The 15,415-nt window shown below is 74.4% G+C and carries 13 protein-coding genes; 10 read left to right on the top strand and 3 right to left on the bottom strand.

What is annotated here, in order from left to right:
* Positions 1-38: 38 nt before the first annotated feature.
* The 3 genes from ACH4TG_RS18535 to ACH4TG_RS18525 all read right to left on the bottom strand — a co-directional run bounded on the left by ACH4TG_RS18535 (position 39) and on the right by ACH4TG_RS18525 (position 2,575).
* On the bottom strand, positions 39-608 hold the full coding sequence (locus tag ACH4TG_RS18535; RefSeq protein ID WP_398243383.1) for an isochorismatase family protein: 570 nt from the start codon (positions 606-608) through the stop codon (positions 39-41).
* A gap of 75 nt (positions 609-683) precedes the next feature.
* Positions 684-2,147 (bottom strand): MFS transporter, encoded by a 1,464-nt coding sequence (locus ACH4TG_RS18530; protein ID WP_398243382.1) that lies wholly within the window; start codon positions 2,145-2,147, stop codon positions 684-686.
* On the bottom strand, positions 2,144-2,575 hold the full coding sequence (locus tag ACH4TG_RS18525; protein ID WP_398243381.1) for a MarR family winged helix-turn-helix transcriptional regulator: 432 nt from the start codon (positions 2,573-2,575) through the stop codon (positions 2,144-2,146). The genes ACH4TG_RS18530 and ACH4TG_RS18525 overlap by 4 nt, the downstream gene beginning before the upstream one ends.
* A 136-nt stretch (positions 2,576-2,711) precedes the next feature.
* On the opposite strand from ACH4TG_RS18525, the gene ACH4TG_RS18520 reads away from it, so the two are divergent.
* The 10 genes from ACH4TG_RS18520 (at position 2,712) to ACH4TG_RS18475 (ending at position 15,391) form a co-directional block, all read left to right on the top strand.
* Positions 2,712-4,406 carry a hypothetical protein gene (locus ACH4TG_RS18520; protein ID WP_398243380.1) on the top strand — a complete coding sequence of 565 codons (1,695 nt, stop codon included), beginning with the start codon at positions 2,712-2,714 and terminating at the stop codon, positions 4,404-4,406.
* Between the two features lie 307 nt (positions 4,407-4,713).
* On the top strand, positions 4,714-5,556 hold the full coding sequence (locus ACH4TG_RS18515) for a nitrilase-related carbon-nitrogen hydrolase (RefSeq protein ID WP_398243379.1): 843 nt from the start codon (positions 4,714-4,716) through the stop codon (positions 5,554-5,556).
* A 4-nt stretch (positions 5,557-5,560) separates the two neighbouring features.
* Entirely contained in the window at positions 5,561-6,895 is a 1,335-nt protein-coding gene (locus ACH4TG_RS18510) for an aspartate aminotransferase family protein (RefSeq protein WP_398243378.1), read from the top strand.
* Complete coding sequence (hydA, locus tag ACH4TG_RS18505; RefSeq protein WP_398243377.1) at positions 6,892-8,298, top strand: dihydropyrimidinase; 1,407 nt, start codon at positions 6,892-6,894, stop codon at positions 8,296-8,298. Before ACH4TG_RS18510 ends, hydA begins: the two co-directional genes overlap by 4 nt.
* Positions 8,299-8,318: 20 nt before the next feature.
* Positions 8,319-9,332 (top strand): TIGR03842 family LLM class F420-dependent oxidoreductase, encoded by a 1,014-nt coding sequence (locus ACH4TG_RS18500; RefSeq protein ID WP_398243376.1) that lies wholly within the window; start codon positions 8,319-8,321, stop codon positions 9,330-9,332.
* Positions 9,333-9,350: 18 nt separating this feature from the next.
* Positions 9,351-10,865, top strand: a complete 1,515-nt coding sequence (locus ACH4TG_RS18495) for an NCS1 family nucleobase:cation symporter-1 (RefSeq protein ID WP_398243375.1) — start codon at positions 9,351-9,353, stop codon at positions 10,863-10,865.
* Positions 10,866-10,877: 12 nt separating this feature from the next.
* Positions 10,878-11,747 carry an inositol monophosphatase family protein gene (locus tag ACH4TG_RS18490; protein WP_398243374.1) on the top strand — a complete coding sequence of 290 codons (870 nt, stop codon included), beginning with the start codon at positions 10,878-10,880 and terminating at the stop codon, positions 11,745-11,747.
* Positions 11,748-11,758: 11 nt separating this feature from the next.
* Complete coding sequence (locus ACH4TG_RS18485; RefSeq protein WP_398243467.1) at positions 11,759-13,177, top strand: phytoene desaturase family protein; 1,419 nt, start codon at positions 11,759-11,761, stop codon at positions 13,175-13,177.
* 148 nt (positions 13,178-13,325) lie between these two features.
* Positions 13,326-13,793 carry an SCP2 sterol-binding domain-containing protein gene (locus tag ACH4TG_RS18480; protein WP_398243465.1) on the top strand — a complete coding sequence of 156 codons (468 nt, stop codon included), beginning with the start codon at positions 13,326-13,328 and terminating at the stop codon, positions 13,791-13,793.
* 131 nt (positions 13,794-13,924) lie between these two features.
* Positions 13,925-15,391, top strand: coding sequence for an FAD-linked oxidase C-terminal domain-containing protein (locus tag ACH4TG_RS18475; RefSeq protein WP_398243373.1), 1,467 nt, complete (start codon positions 13,925-13,927; stop codon positions 15,389-15,391).
* Positions 15,392-15,415 lie beyond the last annotated feature (24 nt).

The raw sequence follows: 15,415 nt of genomic DNA, 5'->3' as shown, positions 1-15,415 counted from the left end.
CCCGGAGCGGGCGGAACCGCCGCACCCGGCGGGGTCGTTCAGGCCGCGGCGGGCGCGGGCAGCAGGGCGAGGACGTCCGCCGTGCTGCCGGTCTCGCCGAGCCGCGGGAAGATCGTGCCCACGGCGTGGTCGTGCGCCGCGGGGTCGGTGTCGGTCACCGCGTCGGTGGCGACGGTGACGTGGTAGCCGAGCTCGTGGGCGAAACGGGCCGTCGACTCCACGCCGATGCTCGTCGAGATGCCGGTCAGCACGATCTGGGTCACGCCGCGGCGGCGCAGGTCCTGGTCCAGCGAGGTGCCGGAGAAGGCGCCCCACTGGTGCTTGGTGACGGTGAGGTCGCCGGGCTGCCGGTCCAGCTCCTTGACCAGCTCGGTCCAGCCCTCGGGGAAGCTGACGGCGCCGCCGGGGCCGCCGTCGGTGCGGCCGGGCGCGACCCCGGCCACGTTGACCAGCACGACGGGCAGGCCGCGCTCGCGGAAGGCCGCGGCCAGCTCGGCGCTGCGGGCGACGACCTCGCCGGCGGGGTGGACGGTGTCCAGGCCGACGATGCCCTGCTGAAGGTCGATGACGACCAGCGCGGTACGGGGGTCGAGGGTGGTGACGCTCATGTGCGGAACACTCCGAAGGGGGTTGGGAGGGGAAGGAACCGTGGGGGGTGTGGGGGAACTCGGGGGTCGGGGGGATCAGGGCCGGTAGCGCGAGGTGCGCAGCGACCGGTCGAGGACGGTCAGCAGCAGGACCGCGACGGCCAGCAGGCCGGACGTCAGGGCCATGGCGTGCAGACCGGAGTCGGTGGCGCGCTGCCCGTAGAACAGGCCGATCAGCGCGGCTGCGGTGATCGCGCCCAGGTACTGGGCGGTGCGCTGCAGGCCGGCCGCGCTGCCGGTCTCGCCGGCCGGCGCCTGCGCGTAGACGGCGGCCTGGTTGCCGGTCGAGGAAAGCCCCTGGGGCAGCCCGAACAGCGCGCCGGCCGCGGCGAGCGCGAACGCCGGCGTGGTGTGGCCGGCCGCCAGCAGCACCACGCCGCCGCCGGCCAGCAGCACCGCGGACACGGTCAGCGGGGCCCTGATGCCCCGGGTCCGCGCGCCGAGCAGCGACGTCGCCATCGCCGCCACCGACATCGGCAGCATGATCAGCCCGGCGTCCGCGGACGACATGCCGTGCGCCTCCTCCAGCCACTGCGCGTAGCCGTACATCACGCAGTAGATGACCAGGTACGTCAGGCCGTGCCGCAGATACGTCAGGGACAGCGCGCGGTTGCGGGCGAGCATCCGCAGGTCCAGGAAGGGCGCGGTGCGGCGCAGCTCCCACCGGGTGAGGGCGGCGCCCAGCACCGCGGCCAGCGCCAGCAGCGGCCACGGCGGCGCGTCCAGCCGCATCAGGAACAGCATCAGGGCGGTCAGCACCGCGGCGAACAGCACGATGCCCACCGGGTCGAGGCCGGCCGTGACCCTCCGGGACGCCGTCGCTGGCCGCGGTGCGCCCGCGTCCCGCGGCGCGGGCAGCGGGGCCGTGGTCGCGCGGCCGCCGGGCAGCCAGAGCGCGGCCAGGACGAAGCCGATCGCGGCCAGCGGGACGTTCACCGCGAAGACCGCGCGCCAGCCGAGCGTCGCGGCGAGCACGCCGCCCAGCACCGGGCCGACCGCGGCACTGGACAGGCCCGCGAGGGAGAGCAGCCCGAGCACCGTCCGGGGCGTCGGCACCCCGATGCGCTGCGAGTGCGCCCGCAGCAGCGCCATCGCCGCCGGATACGCGGCCGAGGTGCCGATGCCGAGCAGCACGCGGGAGACGATCAGCCAGCCCAGGGCCGGCGCCACCGCGCCGACCACGCCCGCGGCGCCGACGATCACCAGCCCGGCCAGGAACACCCGGCGCGGCCCGAGCCGGTCCGCGAGGCGGCCCATCGTGGGCTGGCCCACGGCGCTCGCCAGGTACAGGCAGGACACCAGCCACGCGGTGCCGGCCGCGCCCGTGTGGAAGGTGCCGCCGATCGCGACCAGGGCGGTGGCGATCATCGTCGAGTTGATGGGGTTGAGGACCGAGCCCAGCATCAGCGGGACGACCAGCTTCGGGCCGAAACCGCCCCGCGCGGCGGAGTGGTCGGTCCCGCCGGTGGTCCAGGTGCTCGCCGCGGTCTGCTGCGTCACCAGGACACCAGTCGCTGCAGCAGCGGCACCGCCTCGGTCAGCAGGCGCTGCTCGGCCGGGCTGAGTTCGTCCTCGATGGCGTCCGCCAGCCAGCTGCGGCGGTTGCGGCGGCCGGTGCCGTGCAGGCGCACGCCGGTCTCGGTCAGCGTGAAGACGACCTGGCGGCCGTCGGACGGGTCCGGGGTGCGGGCGACCAGGCCGCGCTCCTCCAGCGCGGCGAGCGTCATCCGCATCGACTGCGGGCGCACCAGCTCGCTGCGGGCCAGGCCGGCGGTCGTCGCCGGCCCCTCGCGGCTGAGCCGGCTCAGCACCGAGGTCTGCGACGGGGTCAGCTCCTCCTGCGCGGAGGCCGCGCGCAACCGGCGGGTGAGCTGGGCGATCACGGTCGTCAGCTCGTCCGCGATGCGGGCCTGGGTCTCGTCGGGCATACCGCCACCGTAGGACTTCGACAGGAAAACTTGCAAGTCAGCCTTGCAAGTCTGCCTGCCGAGGTGGCGGTCGACGGGGCGCCCGCCGAAAACTCCCCGTAGCAGCCTCGTAACGCGCCGGGTGTGCAATGCGTGGGTGACGACGGACTTCACCGGCTACTTCAGGTCCCTGGTCGCGGCACTCGGCGGGCAGCCGGGCTGGTACGGGGCGTTCGCCGCCCGCCGGCCGGGCGTCGCGCGGGCCTACGAGGCCGGGGCGGAACTGCCGCCGTGGGACGTCGTCCACACCGTCCTGCACGACGCCGCCGCCGCGCACGGCAGCGTGCCCGGCCCCGCGGAGATCGCCCGCGCCCGCTCCTTGCACCAGGCCGCGGTGGCCACCTGGGACGCGGCCCCCGGCGCCGAACCCTCCCTGCGCGCCCGCCTCGACGCCGCCCTCCGGGAGGAGGACGCCGCCGCGCGCCGCGAACACCAGGCCGCCGCACGCGTCCTGTCCGCCGCCCCCTCCTCCGAGTCCGCCGCGAGCCTCGCCGCTCTCCACGCGTGGACCCGCGACGACCACCGCAGGGCGGCCTCCCGCCGCGCCGAACTCCACACCCGCCTCCTCTCCCTCCAGTCCCGGCCCCGCGAAGCCTCGCCCCGCCCCGGCCATCAGGCGGCCGGCGCCGCCACGGGCGGCCCTGCGAGCGGCAGTTGGGCGCGGTCAGGTGCTGAGCCCGGCGGGGCCCGTTCCCGGGTGGAACCCGGGTCCGGTTCGGGTCGGGGTCCGTGGTCCGCGGAGGCCCCCAGGCCAGGGAGCGGTGACGGTGCGCCGCCTGCGGGCGGGAGTTGGGCGGGGTCGGCGCGCGCATCGGCGCTGGGTGGCGGGTCCGCTGACGAAGGGGTGCTGCCTGCGGGCGGGCGTCGGGATGGAGAGGAGCGTGGGGCCGCAGGCGGCGACGGGAGCCGGCGGGACGTCGGGCGGCCCGGTCAGGGTGGCGGCGCGGGCGGGGAGGGGCGGCCACGGGGAGCGCGGTTCGCGGGGGCGTACGAGGAGGCGGGTGGGCCGCCGCCTCCGGCCGCGACGGAGGGGGCGGCGCCCGCAGGTGCGCGGTTCGCGGGGGCGCCGCAGGCGCCGGGGGAGGGCGGGACGGCTCCCGACGGGCGCGGGGTGCGGGCGCCGCGAGGAGCGCGGTTCGCCGGGGCGCCGCAAGAGGCGCGGGACGGCGGGAGGGCGGAGGTGCCGGTGGTGCCGGCCGCGCCCGCGCCGCGGGGCGCACGGTTCGCCGGGGCGGCCGCGCAGGCGCCGCGGCCGGCGCAGCCCGCGGAGGACCCGCGGTGGAGCGCGGAGGCCAGGGCCGTCGTCGCGCGGCTGGCGCAGGCGCGGGCCGCGGGGGAGGGCGGCGGGGCGTACGTCCTGCTGTGCCGGGCCGCGGCCGGTCCGGCCGAGCGGCTGCCGTACCTCGTACGGGAGTTGGAGCGGGCCGGCTACGGGGCCGACGTGGCCACCCTGCTCTGGGAAGTGGCGGTGCTGCCCGCGGGCGCGCTCGCGGACGCCGCCCGCGCCCTGGCCGTCCACGGCCGCCACGCCGAGTGCCGCACGCTGCTGCAGCAGGTGGTCTCCCGTCCGGCCGAGGACGTCGCGGCCGTGGCCGCCGCACTCCCCGACCCCGCCCGCACCGAACTCCTCGCCGCCCTCGTCCGCACCCGCCCCCCGGAGGCCGCCGCGGGCGTGGCCCGCCTTCGGCCCGCCCTCACCACCCTCCTCCTCACCGCCGCCGGCCACATCTCCCCCTCCCGCCGCCACGACCTCACCGCCGCCTTCCACCGCGCCGGCCTCCCCACCACCTGACCCGCGGGGATACCCGGTCCGCGACCGGCCGGCACACCGGAACGCGTCCGGGCAGCGGCGCCCCCGCCCGTTCGGCCGCCGGCCGGGCCGGCTCCCCGGAACGGGCCCGCAGGTCAGGGCGGGTTGACGTGGAGTCCGGGTGGGAGGCCGCCGAATGGGTCGGGCGGGTGGGAAACCGAAACGTCTTCGGGTGGTAACGGCCGCACTCTTGTCAGAGTGGGACCGGCGCTTCTACGTTCGTCCCCACGACAGGGGTCTACGTGCGTAGAACCGGACCCGACGTGCTGCCGCGTCAGAGGAGCTGCTCATGAGCAATGTCGTGCGTGCCGCACTCGTTCAGGCCACCTGGACCGGCGACACCGAGTCGATGATCGCCAAGCACGAGGAACACGCCCGCGCGGCGGCCGCGCAGGGCGCCAAGGTGATCGGCTTCCAGGAGGTGTTCAACGCCCCCTACTTCTGCCAGGTGCAGGAGGCCGAGCACTACAAGTGGGCCGAGCCGGTGCCCGACGGGCCGACCGTGCGGCGGATGCAGGACCTGGCCCGGGAGACGGGCATGGTGATCGTCGTGCCGGTCTTCGAGATCGAGCAGTCCGGCTTCTACTACAACACCGCCGCGGTGATCGACGCCGACGGCTCCTACCTCGGCAAGTACCGCAAGCACCACATCCCGCAGGTCAAGGGCTTCTGGGAGAAGTACTACTTCAAGCCCGGCAACCTGGGCTGGCCGGTGTTCGACACCGCCGTCGGCCGGATCGGCGTGTACATCTGCTACGACCGCCACTTCCCGGAGGGCTGGCGCGCGCTGGGCCTGGCCGGCGCCCAGCTCGTCTACAACCCGTCGGCCACCAGCCGCGGCCTGTCCGCGTACCTGTGGCAGCTGGAGCAGCCCGCCGCGGCCGTCGCCAACGAGTACTTCATCGCCGCGATCAACCGCGTCGGCCAGGAGCCGTACGGCGACAACGACTTCTACGGCACCAGCTACTTCGTCGACCCGCGCGGCCAGTTCGTCGACGGCACCGCCTCCGACACCAAGGAGGAACTCCTGGTGCGCGACCTGGACTTCGGCCTCATCGAGGAGGTCCGGCAGACCTGGGCGTTCTACCGGGACCGCAGGCCGGACGCGTACGGCGACCTGACGGAGGCCTGAGCCGATGGCCACCGAGACCGAGAGCGCCCACGCCACCCTGCACGCCCGCCACCGCGCGGTGCTGCCGGACTGGCTGGCCACCTACTACGCCCGCCCGATCGAGCTGACGCACGGCGAGGGCCGCTACGTCTGGGACGCGGAGGGCACCCGCTACCTGGACTTCTTCGGCGGCATCCTCACCACGATGACGGCGCACGCGCTGCCCGAGGTGACCGCCGCGATCACCGCGCAGGCCGGGCGGATCCTGCACACCTCGACGCTCTATCTCAGCCGGCAGGCGGTGGACCTGGCCGAGCGCATCGCCCGGTTGTCCGGGATCCCCGACGCGCGGGTGTTCTTCACCACCTCCGGCACCGAGGCCAACGACACCGCGCTGCTGCTGGCCACCACCTACCGCCGCTCCAACCAGGTGCTGGCGCTGCGCAACAGCTACCACGGCCGGTCGTTCTCGGCGATCGGCATCACCGGCAACGCGTCCTGGTCGCCGACCAGCCTGTCGCCGCTGCAGACGCTGTACGTGCACGGCGGGGTGCGCACCCGCGGGCCCTACGCGCACCTGACGGACGCCGAGTTCACCGCCGCGTGCGTCGAGGACCTGCAGGACGTGCTCGGCCAGGCGGGCGGCACGGTCGCCGCGCTCATCGCCGAGCCGATCCAGGGCGTGGGCGGCTTCACCTCCGGCCCGGACGGGCTGCTTGCCGCGTTCAAGGAGGTGCTCGACCGGCACGGCATCCTGTGGATCACCGACGAGGTGCAGACCGGCTGGGGCCGCACCGGCGAGCACTTCTGGGGCTGGCAGGCGCACGCCCAGGCCGGGCCGCCGGACATCCTGACCTTCGCCAAGGGCATCGGGAACGGCCTGTCGATGGGCGGCGTGGTGGCCCGCGCCGAGGTGATGAACTGCCTGACCGCCAACTCCATCTCCACCTTCGGCGGCAGCCCGATCACCACCGCGGGGGCGCTGGCCAACCTCGCCTACCTGGTCGACCACGACCTGCAGGGCAACGCCCGGCGGGTCGGCGGGATGCTGCGGTCCCGGCTGGAGTCGATCGCCGCCGGCCTGGATATCGTGCGCGAGGTGCGCGGCCGCGGCCTGATGCTCGGCGTCGAACTGGTCGAACCCGGCACCGACACCCCCTCGGCGACCGCCGCGAGCCTGGTGCTGGAGGCCGCCCGCGAGCACGGCCTGCTGATCGGCAAGGGCGGCCGGCCCGGCAACGCGCTGCGTATCGCGCCGCCGCTGTCGCTGACCGTCGCCGAGGCGGAGGAGGGCGCCGAGGCGCTCGAAGCCGCCCTGAAACACGCCCAGTCCACGATGGAAGGAGGGACCGCCGTATGAGCAGCCCCCGCACCGTCATCCGGGGCGGCCTGGTCGTCACGGCCTCCGACGAGGTGCACGCCGACGTCCTGATCGAGGACGGCCGGATCGCCGCGGTCGCCGCGTCCGAGTCGTCGGCCGCCAGGAGCTGGACCGACGCCCAGGGGCTGGACGCCACCGGCAAGTACGTCATCCCGGGCGGCGTCGACGGCCACACCCACATGGAGATGCCGTTCGGCGGCACGTTCGCCTCCGACACCTTCGAGACCGGCACCCGCGCCGCGGCCTGGGGCGGCACCACCACCATCGTGGACTTCTCGGTGCAGACCGTCGGCCAGTCGCTGCGCGCCGGGCTCGACGCCTGGCACGCCAAGGCCGACGGGCAGTGCGCCATCGACTACGGCTTCCACATGATCGTCTCCGACGTCACCGAGCCGGTGCTCAAGGAGATGGACGTGCTGGTCGAGGAGGGCGTGACCAGCTTCAAGCAGTTCATGGCCTACCCGGGCGTCTTCTACAGCGACGACGGCCGGATCCTGCGGGCCATGCAGCGCGCCGCCGGCAACGGCGGGCTGATCATGATGCACGCCGAGAACGGCATCGCCATCGACGTGCTGGTCCAGCAGGCGCTGGCGGCGGGGAAGACCGACCCGCGCTACCACGGCGAGGTGCGGCACGCCCTGCTGGAGGCCGAGGCGACGCACCGCGCCATCCAGCTCGCCCGGGTCGCCGGCGCGCCGCTGTACGTGGTGCACGTCTCCGCCGAGCAGGCGGTCGCCGAGATCGCCCAGGCCCGCGACATGGACCTGCCGGTGTTCGGCGAGACCTGCCCGCAGTACCTGTTCCTGTCCACCGACAACCTCGCGGAACCGGACTTCGAGGGCGCCAAGTACGTGTGCAGCACGCCGCTGCGGCCGCGCGAGCACCAGGCCGCGCTGTGGAAGGCGCTGCGCACCAACGACCTCCAGGTGGTGTCCACCGACCACTGCCCGTTCTGCTTCGCCGGGCAGAAGGACATGGGCCGCGGCGACTTCTCCAAGATCCCCAACGGCATGCCCGGGGTGGAGAACCGGATGGACCTGCTCCACCAGGCCGTGGTCGAGGGGCACATCAGCCGCCGGCGCTGGATCGAGATCGCCTGCGCCGCCCCCGCCCGGATGTTCGGCCTGTACCCGCGCAAGGGCACCCTGGCGCCCGGCGCGGACGCCGACGTGGTGATCTACGACCCGCACGCCGAGCAGGTGGTCTCCGCGCAGACCCACCACATGAACGTCGACTACAGCGCCTACGAGGGCAAGCGGCTCACCGGCCGGGTCGAGACGGTGCTCTCGCGCGGCGTCACCGTGATCGACCGGGGGACCTACACCGGCCACGCCGGGCACGGCCAGTACATCCCGCGCGGACTGACCAGCTACCTCGCCTAAGGACCTGAAGGAGCGGTGCCATGGATTTCGGCCTCGTGCTGCAGACCGATCCGCCCGCCTCGGACGTCGTCGCCCTGATGCAGCGCGCCGAGCGCAACGGCTTCACCCACGGCTGGACCTTCGACTCCGCCGTGCTGTGGCAGGAACCCTTCGTGATCTACAGCAGGATCCTCGACAGCACCGAACGGCTCACCGTGGGCACGATGGTGACCAACCCCGGCACCCGCACCTGGGAGGTGACCGCCTCCACCTTCGCCACCCTCAACTCGATGTACGGCAACCGCACGGTGTGCGGCATCGGACGCGGCGACTCGGCGATGCGGGTGGCCGGCCGCAAGCCCAACTCCCTGGCCCGGCTGGGCGAGGCGATCGAGGTGATCCGCGACCTCGCCGAGGGGCGGGAGGCCGTCGTGGACGGGACGCCGCTGCGGCTGCCGTGGGTGGAGGACGGCCGGCTGCCGGTGTGGATGGCCGCCTACGGGCCCAAGGCGCTGGCCCTGGCGGGGGAGAAGGCCGACGGCTTCATCCTCCAGCTCGCCGACGTCTACCTCACCGAGTGGATGGTCAAGGCGGTCCGCGAGGCCGCCGAGAAGGCCGGGCGCGACCCGGACGCGGTGACGGTGTGCGTCGCCGCGCCCGCCTACGTCACCGCCGACGACTCCCCCGAGGCCCTGGCCCACGCGCGGGAGCAGTGCCGCTGGTTCGGCGGCATGGTCGGCAACCACGTCGCCGACCTGGTCGGCCGCTACGGCACGCACTCCTCCCTGGTCCCCGAGGAGCTCACCGCCTACATCGCGCAGCGGCAGGGCTACGACTACTCCCACCACGGACGGGCCGGGAACCCCGACACCGCCTTCGTGCCGGACGAGATCGTCGACCGCTTCTGCCTGATCGGACCCCCCGAGGCGCATCTCGCCAAGCTGTCGGAGCTGCGCGACCTGGGCGTCGACCAGTTCGCGGTCTACGACATGCACGACGCCCGGGAGTCCACCGTCGACGCCTACGGAGAACACATCATCCCCGCTCTGAGATGACCGATTCGAGGTGAGTCCATGGCCATAGCCGCAGGGGCGGGCGACCGCGTCGACCTCCCCGCCGACGCGGGCCCGCCGTCCGGGCCCTACGCCAACCCCGACCTGCTGCCCGTCCCCCTCGCCCACCGCACCTGGACCACGTACAACTTCACCGCCCTGTGGGTCGGCATGGCCCACAACATCCCCTCCTGGACGCTCGCCTCCGGCCTGGTCGCGCTCGGCATGGACTGGAAGCAGGCGGTCCTGACCATCGCGCTGGCCAACCTGATCGTGCTCGTCCCGATGCTGCTCACCGGGCACGCCGGGCCCAAGTACGGCATCCCCTTCCCGATCCTGGCCCGGGCCTCGTTCGGGCTGCGCGGAGCGAACCTGCCCGCGCTGGTGCGCGCGGCCGTCGCCTGCTGCTGGTTCGGCATCCAGACCTGGATCGGCGGCCAGGGCATCTTCGTCCTGCTCGACCGGGTGTTCCCCGGGAACTGGGCCGGCGCCGGGCACATCGGCGGCTACCCGTGGCCGCTGTGGCTGTGCTTCGTGCTGTTCTGGGCCCTCGAACTCGCCATCATCGCCCGCGGGATGGAGACGCTGCGCCGGTTCGAGAACTGGGCCGCGCCCTTCGTCCTGGTCGGCGCCGTGGTGCTGCTGATCTGGATATCGGTGAAGGCCGGCGGCCTGGGGCCGCTGCTCGACCAGCCCTCGCAGCTCGGCTGGGGCAGCCACTTCTGGAAGGTGTTCTTCCCCGCCCTGATGGGCATGATCGGCTTCTGGTCCACGCTGTCCCTGAACATCCCCGACTTCACCCGTTTCGGCGCCGGCCAACGCGCCCAGGTCTGGGGGCAGTCGCTGGGGCTGCCGACCACCATGACCGCCTTCGCACTGCTCTCGGTGCTGGTCACCTCCGGCGCGCAGGCGGTGTACGGCGCGAAGGACGCCACCTTGTGGGACCCGGTCGCGCTGACCGCCAAGAGCGGCAGCACCATCGGGCTGCTGTACGCGCTGCTGACCGTGCTGATCGCCACGATCTCGGTCAACATCGCGGCCAACGTGGTCTCCCCGGCCTACGACCTCTCGCACCTCGCGCCGAAGGTCGTCAACTTCCGCACCGGGGCGCTGATCACCGGCGCGGTCGGCGTGCTGCTGTTCCCCTGGAAGCTGATCTCCACACCCGAGTTCTACATCTACACCTGGCTCGGGGTGGTCGGCGGCGTACTCGGCACGGTCGCCGGGGTGCTGATCGCCGACTACTGGATCATCCGCCGCACCGAACTGGTGCTGGGGGAGCTGTACGACCCGGCCGGCCGCTACTGGTACCACCGCGGCTGGAACTGGCGTGCGGTGGCCGCGTTCCTGGTCGGCGGCCTGCTGGCGGTCGGCGGGTCGTACTCCGCACCGGGGTCGGGGCCCTTCCCCCGGCACGGGCTCGTCCCGTTCCTCAAACCCCTGGCCGACTACGGCTGGGCGGTCGGGCTGGGCTCGTCGCTGGTGCTGTACGTGGTGCTGATGCGGCTCACGCGGCCGCATGATGCGCGGGTCTGATTGGATGGGTGTATGGGCAACGAGGTCGGTGCGGTCAGGGGGGCGGCCACGGACACGGAGGGCGTCGCGGACGAACTGCTCGCCGCGGTCGAGGCCGCGGTCCGGCAGGTGGTCGCGGCCGAGGTCGTCCCCCGCTGGCGGACGCTGGCCGACGGCGACATAGCCGTCAAGACCGGCCCGCACGACCTGGTCACCACCGCCGACCGGCGTGCCGAGCAGCGCCTCACCGAGCAGCTCACCGCGCTCCTCCCCGGCTCCGTCGTCGTCGGGGAGGAGGCGGTGAGTGCCGACCCCGGGGTGCTGGACCTGCTGCGCGGCGACGATCCGGTGTGGGTCGTCGACCCGGTCGACGGCACCGCCGCGTTCGTCCGCGGCGAGGAGGGGTTCGCCACCCTGGTCGCCCTGGTGCACCGCGGCGAGCCGCTCGCCTCGTGGACCTACGCGCCGATGCGCGGCCTGTTCGCCACCGCCCGGCGCGGCCGCGGCGCCCACCTGGGCGGCGCCCGGCTGCACACCCGCCGCGGCGGCCGCGACGACGGGCCGCTGCGGCTGTGGACGTCCAACCCCGTCTACCGCACCGGCGCCGAGCGGACCGCGCTGGACCGGCTGGCGGCCGCCGGCGCCGTCTGCACGCCCTGCGGCTGCGCGGGCCTGGCCTATCTCGACGTGGCGCGCGGGCTGACCGACGGCGTCGCCTTCTTCTGGGAGGCACCCTGGGACCACGCGGCGGGGCTGCTGCTGGCCGCGGAGGCGGGCGGGGCCAGCCTGACCGCGGGTGGGCAGCCGTTCGGCATCGCCGGCGGCAACACCCTGCCGTTCACGGTGGCCCGCGACGCGGCGACCGCCCGCCGGGTGATCGGCCTGCTGGGCGGTGCGCGGTGAGTCGGGCGGTGGTGGCCGACGCGGTCGTGGTGGGCGCCGGCCCCAACGGCCTGACCGCGGCCGCCGAACTCGCCCGCGCCGGGCTGTCGGTGCAGGTCTACGAGGCGGCGGACACCGTCGGCGGCGGGGCCCGCACCGAGGAGCTGACGCTGCCCGGCTTCCGGCACGACCCGTGCTCGGCGGTCCACCCGTTCGGCATCGGCTCGCCGGCCTTCCAGGCGCTGCCGCTGGCCCGGCACGGCCTGGAGTGGCTGCAGCCCGAACTGCCCATGGCGCACCCGTTTCCGGACGGCACGGCCGCGGTGCTGGGCCGCACGGTCGGGGAGACGGCCGCCTCACTCGGCCCGCGCGACGCCGGGACGTACCGGCGGCTGATGGAGCCCTTCACCGGCCACTGGAACGCGGTGGCCGCCGACTTCTTCCGCCCGCCGTGGGCCGGGCTGCCGCGCGACCCGTACCGCTTCGTGCGGTTCGGGCTCACCGGGACGCCGCCGGTGGCGGTGCTCGCCCAGCGGTTCCGCGAGCCGAAGGCCCGCGCCCTGCTCGCCGGGCTCTCCGGGCACGCGATCTGCCGGCTGCGGGAGCCGTTCACCGGCGCCATGGCGATGATGTTCGCGCTGGCCGCGCACGAGCGCGGCTGGCCGGTGGCCCGCGGCGGCTCCCAGTCGATCTCCGACGCCCTGGCCGGCTATCTGACCGAGCTGGGCGGGGTGATCCACACCGGGGTGACGGTCCGCAAGCTGGACGAGCTGCCGCCGGCCCGCGCCTACCTCTTCGACACCTCGCCGACCGCGCTGGCCAGGATCGCCTCGCTCGGCGACAGCTTCCGCCGCTACCGGTACGGGCCCTCGGTGTTCAAGGTGGACTACGCGCTCGACGGCCCGGTGCCGTGGACCTCGCCGGACGCCCGCCGGGCCGGGACGATCCACGTCGGGCCGACGTACACGGAGATCGGCGACGCGCTGACCAGGGCGGTCACCGGGCGCCCGCCGCAGACCCCGTTCCTGATCACCTCGCAGCCGACCGTCGTCGACCCCTCGCGGGCGCCCGAGGGCAAGCACGTGTTCTGGGCCTACGCGCACGTCCCGCACGGCTGGCACGGCGACGCCACCGACGCGATGGAGCGGCAGATCGAGCGGTTCGCCCCCGGGTTCCGCGACCTGGTGCTGGCCCGTGCGGTCACCGGGCCGGCGGGCCTCGCCGCCCGCAACGCCAACTACGTGGGCGGGGACATCGCGTGCGGGGCGTTCTCCGGGCTGCAGAGCGTGCTGCGGCCGCGGCTGGCCGCGATCCCGTACGCCACCCGGCGCCCCGGGGTCTTCCTGTGCTCCTCCGCGACCCCGCCCGGGCCCGGCGTGCACGGCATGAGCGGGCACAACGCGGCGCTGGCGGTGCTGCGCCACCTGCGGCGCACGGCGGCCGCCCGCTGAGGGCCGGCCGGGCGCGGCCTGCGTCCGGACGGGTGCCCGCGGGCTCCCGCGCCCGTGCGTCGGGCGGGGCGTCCTTGTCACGGAGGTCCGCCGAACCTATCCTTACTCCCCAGTAAACTTACTCTGGAGTAAGGAAGTGGGTGCCGCGATGGCCGCGCTCGACGATCTCGACCTGGACGCGCTGGACTTCGGCTCGGTGGAGCCGCAGGAGTTCGCCCGGCTGGTGAAGGGGCTGACCGCGGCGCGGCTCGCCGCGCTGATGGACGGCCCGCAGCGGCGCCGGGTGCTCGACGAGGTCTTCGGCCGGATGCACACCCGCTTCCGCCCCTCGGCGGCCGGCGACCGGGACGCGCTGATCCGCTGGAAGATCACCGGCGCGGCCGGCGACGGGGACGTCTACGAGACGCACATCGCCAAGGGCGCCTGCACGGTGACGACCGAGCGCACCGAGCGCACCCCCCAGCTCAGCCTGACCATGGCGGCGCCGGAGTTCCTCAAGCTGGCGTCCGGCAACGCCTCCGGCCCCACGCTGTTCTTCACCCGCAAGCTCAAGCTCAAGGGCGACATCAAGCTGGCCGGCTTCCTCACCCACTACTTCGACATCCCGCGGGCCTGACACGCGCGCGGCGGCGCGCAGGGGTTGACGCGATCACGGTCGGGTTGCATCCTTCCATCATTCGGTAAGCCACTACCGACTGGTGGAAAACGACTCTGTCGCCCACGCCTGGAGAGCCGCCGTGCGAGACCATGAGTGACGCGCCGATCGACCTGCTCGCGGGCCGGCTGCGCGACCGCATCGGCGCCGACCGCGTCCTCACCGACCCCGCGCAACTGCGCACTTACGCCTGCGACGGCCTGGCCACGGTCCGCGTGCAGCCGGCCGTCGCCGTCCTCGCCGGGACGCGGGACGACGTGGCCACCGCGGTCCGGCTGTGCGCCGAGGCCGGGGTGCCGTTCGTCGCCCGCGGCTCCGGCACCGGGCTGTCCGGCGGGGCGGTGCCGGTCGCCGACGGCGTGCTGATCGTGCTCTCCCGTCTGCGGCAGATCCTGGAGGTCGACCCGGACAACGCGCGGGTCGAGGTGGAACCCGGCGTCGTCAACCTCTGGGTCACCCGCGAGGCCGCGCCGCACGGGCAGGCGTACGCGCCCGACCCGTCGTCCCAGCAGGTCTGCTCGATCGGCGGCAACGTGGCCGAGAACGCCGGCGGCGCGCACTGCCTGAAGTACGGGTTCACCGTCAACCACGTCACCGGCGCCGAAGTCGTCCTGCCCGACGGCGAGGTGGTGCACCTGGGCGGGACCGCGCCCGAGCACCCCGGGTTCGACCTGCTCGGCGCCTTCGTCGGCAGCGAGGGCACGCTCGGCGTCGCCACCCGCCTCACCCTGCGCACCGTGCCCGCCCCCGAGACCGTACGCACCCTGCTGCTCGGCTACCGCTCCGTCGAGGACGCCGCCGGCACCGTCAGCGACATCATCGCCGCCGGCATCGTGCCCGCCGCCGTGGAGATGATGGACGCCCTGGCCATCGAGGCGGCCGAGGCCGCCGTGCGCTGCGGCTACCCCGAGGGCGCCGCCGCCGTCCTGGTCGTCGAACTCGACGGCCCCGGCGCGGAGGTCGAGGAGCAGTTCGCGCGGGTGCGGGAACTGGCCGACGCCCGGGGCGCGTTCGAGACCCGCGTCGCGCAGGACGCGGCCGAGCGCGACCTGATCTGGAAGGGCCGCAAGTCCGCGTTCGCCGCCGTCGGCCGGATCAGCCCCGCCTACTACGTCCAGGACGGCGTGATCCCGCGCACCCGGCTCCCGGAGATCCTCGCCGAGATCGGCCGCCTCGCCGACGACGCCGGCATCCGCGTCGCCAACGTCTTCCACGCCGGCGACGGCAACCTGCATCCCCTGATCCTCTTCGACGACACCCTCCCCGGCGCCGCGGAGGCCGCCGAGGACCTGGGCTTCGCCATCCTCGACCTCTGCGTGGACGCGGGCGGCTCCATCACCGGCGAGCACGGCGTGGGCGTGGAGAAGAAGACCAAGATGGCCCGGCAGTTCACCGCGGACGACCTCGACACCATGCACCGGCTGCGCTGCGCCTTCGACCCCGCGGGCCTGGCCAACCCCGGAAAGCTGTTCCCCACCCCGCGGTTGTGCGGCGAGCGCCCCGGCGTGCGCACCGCCGCCGACCCCGCCCGCGACCCCGCGCTAGGCGAGGTGTTCTGAGATGGCTCCGCCCGTGCCCGATCC

The organism is Streptomyces sp. NPDC020917, from assembly GCF_044333795.1.
Taxonomy (GTDB): domain Bacteria; phylum Actinomycetota; class Actinomycetes; order Streptomycetales; family Streptomycetaceae; genus Actinacidiphila.
Note: the sequence above shows the minus strand (reverse complement) of the source record. Positions and strands in the feature narration are given on the sequence as shown.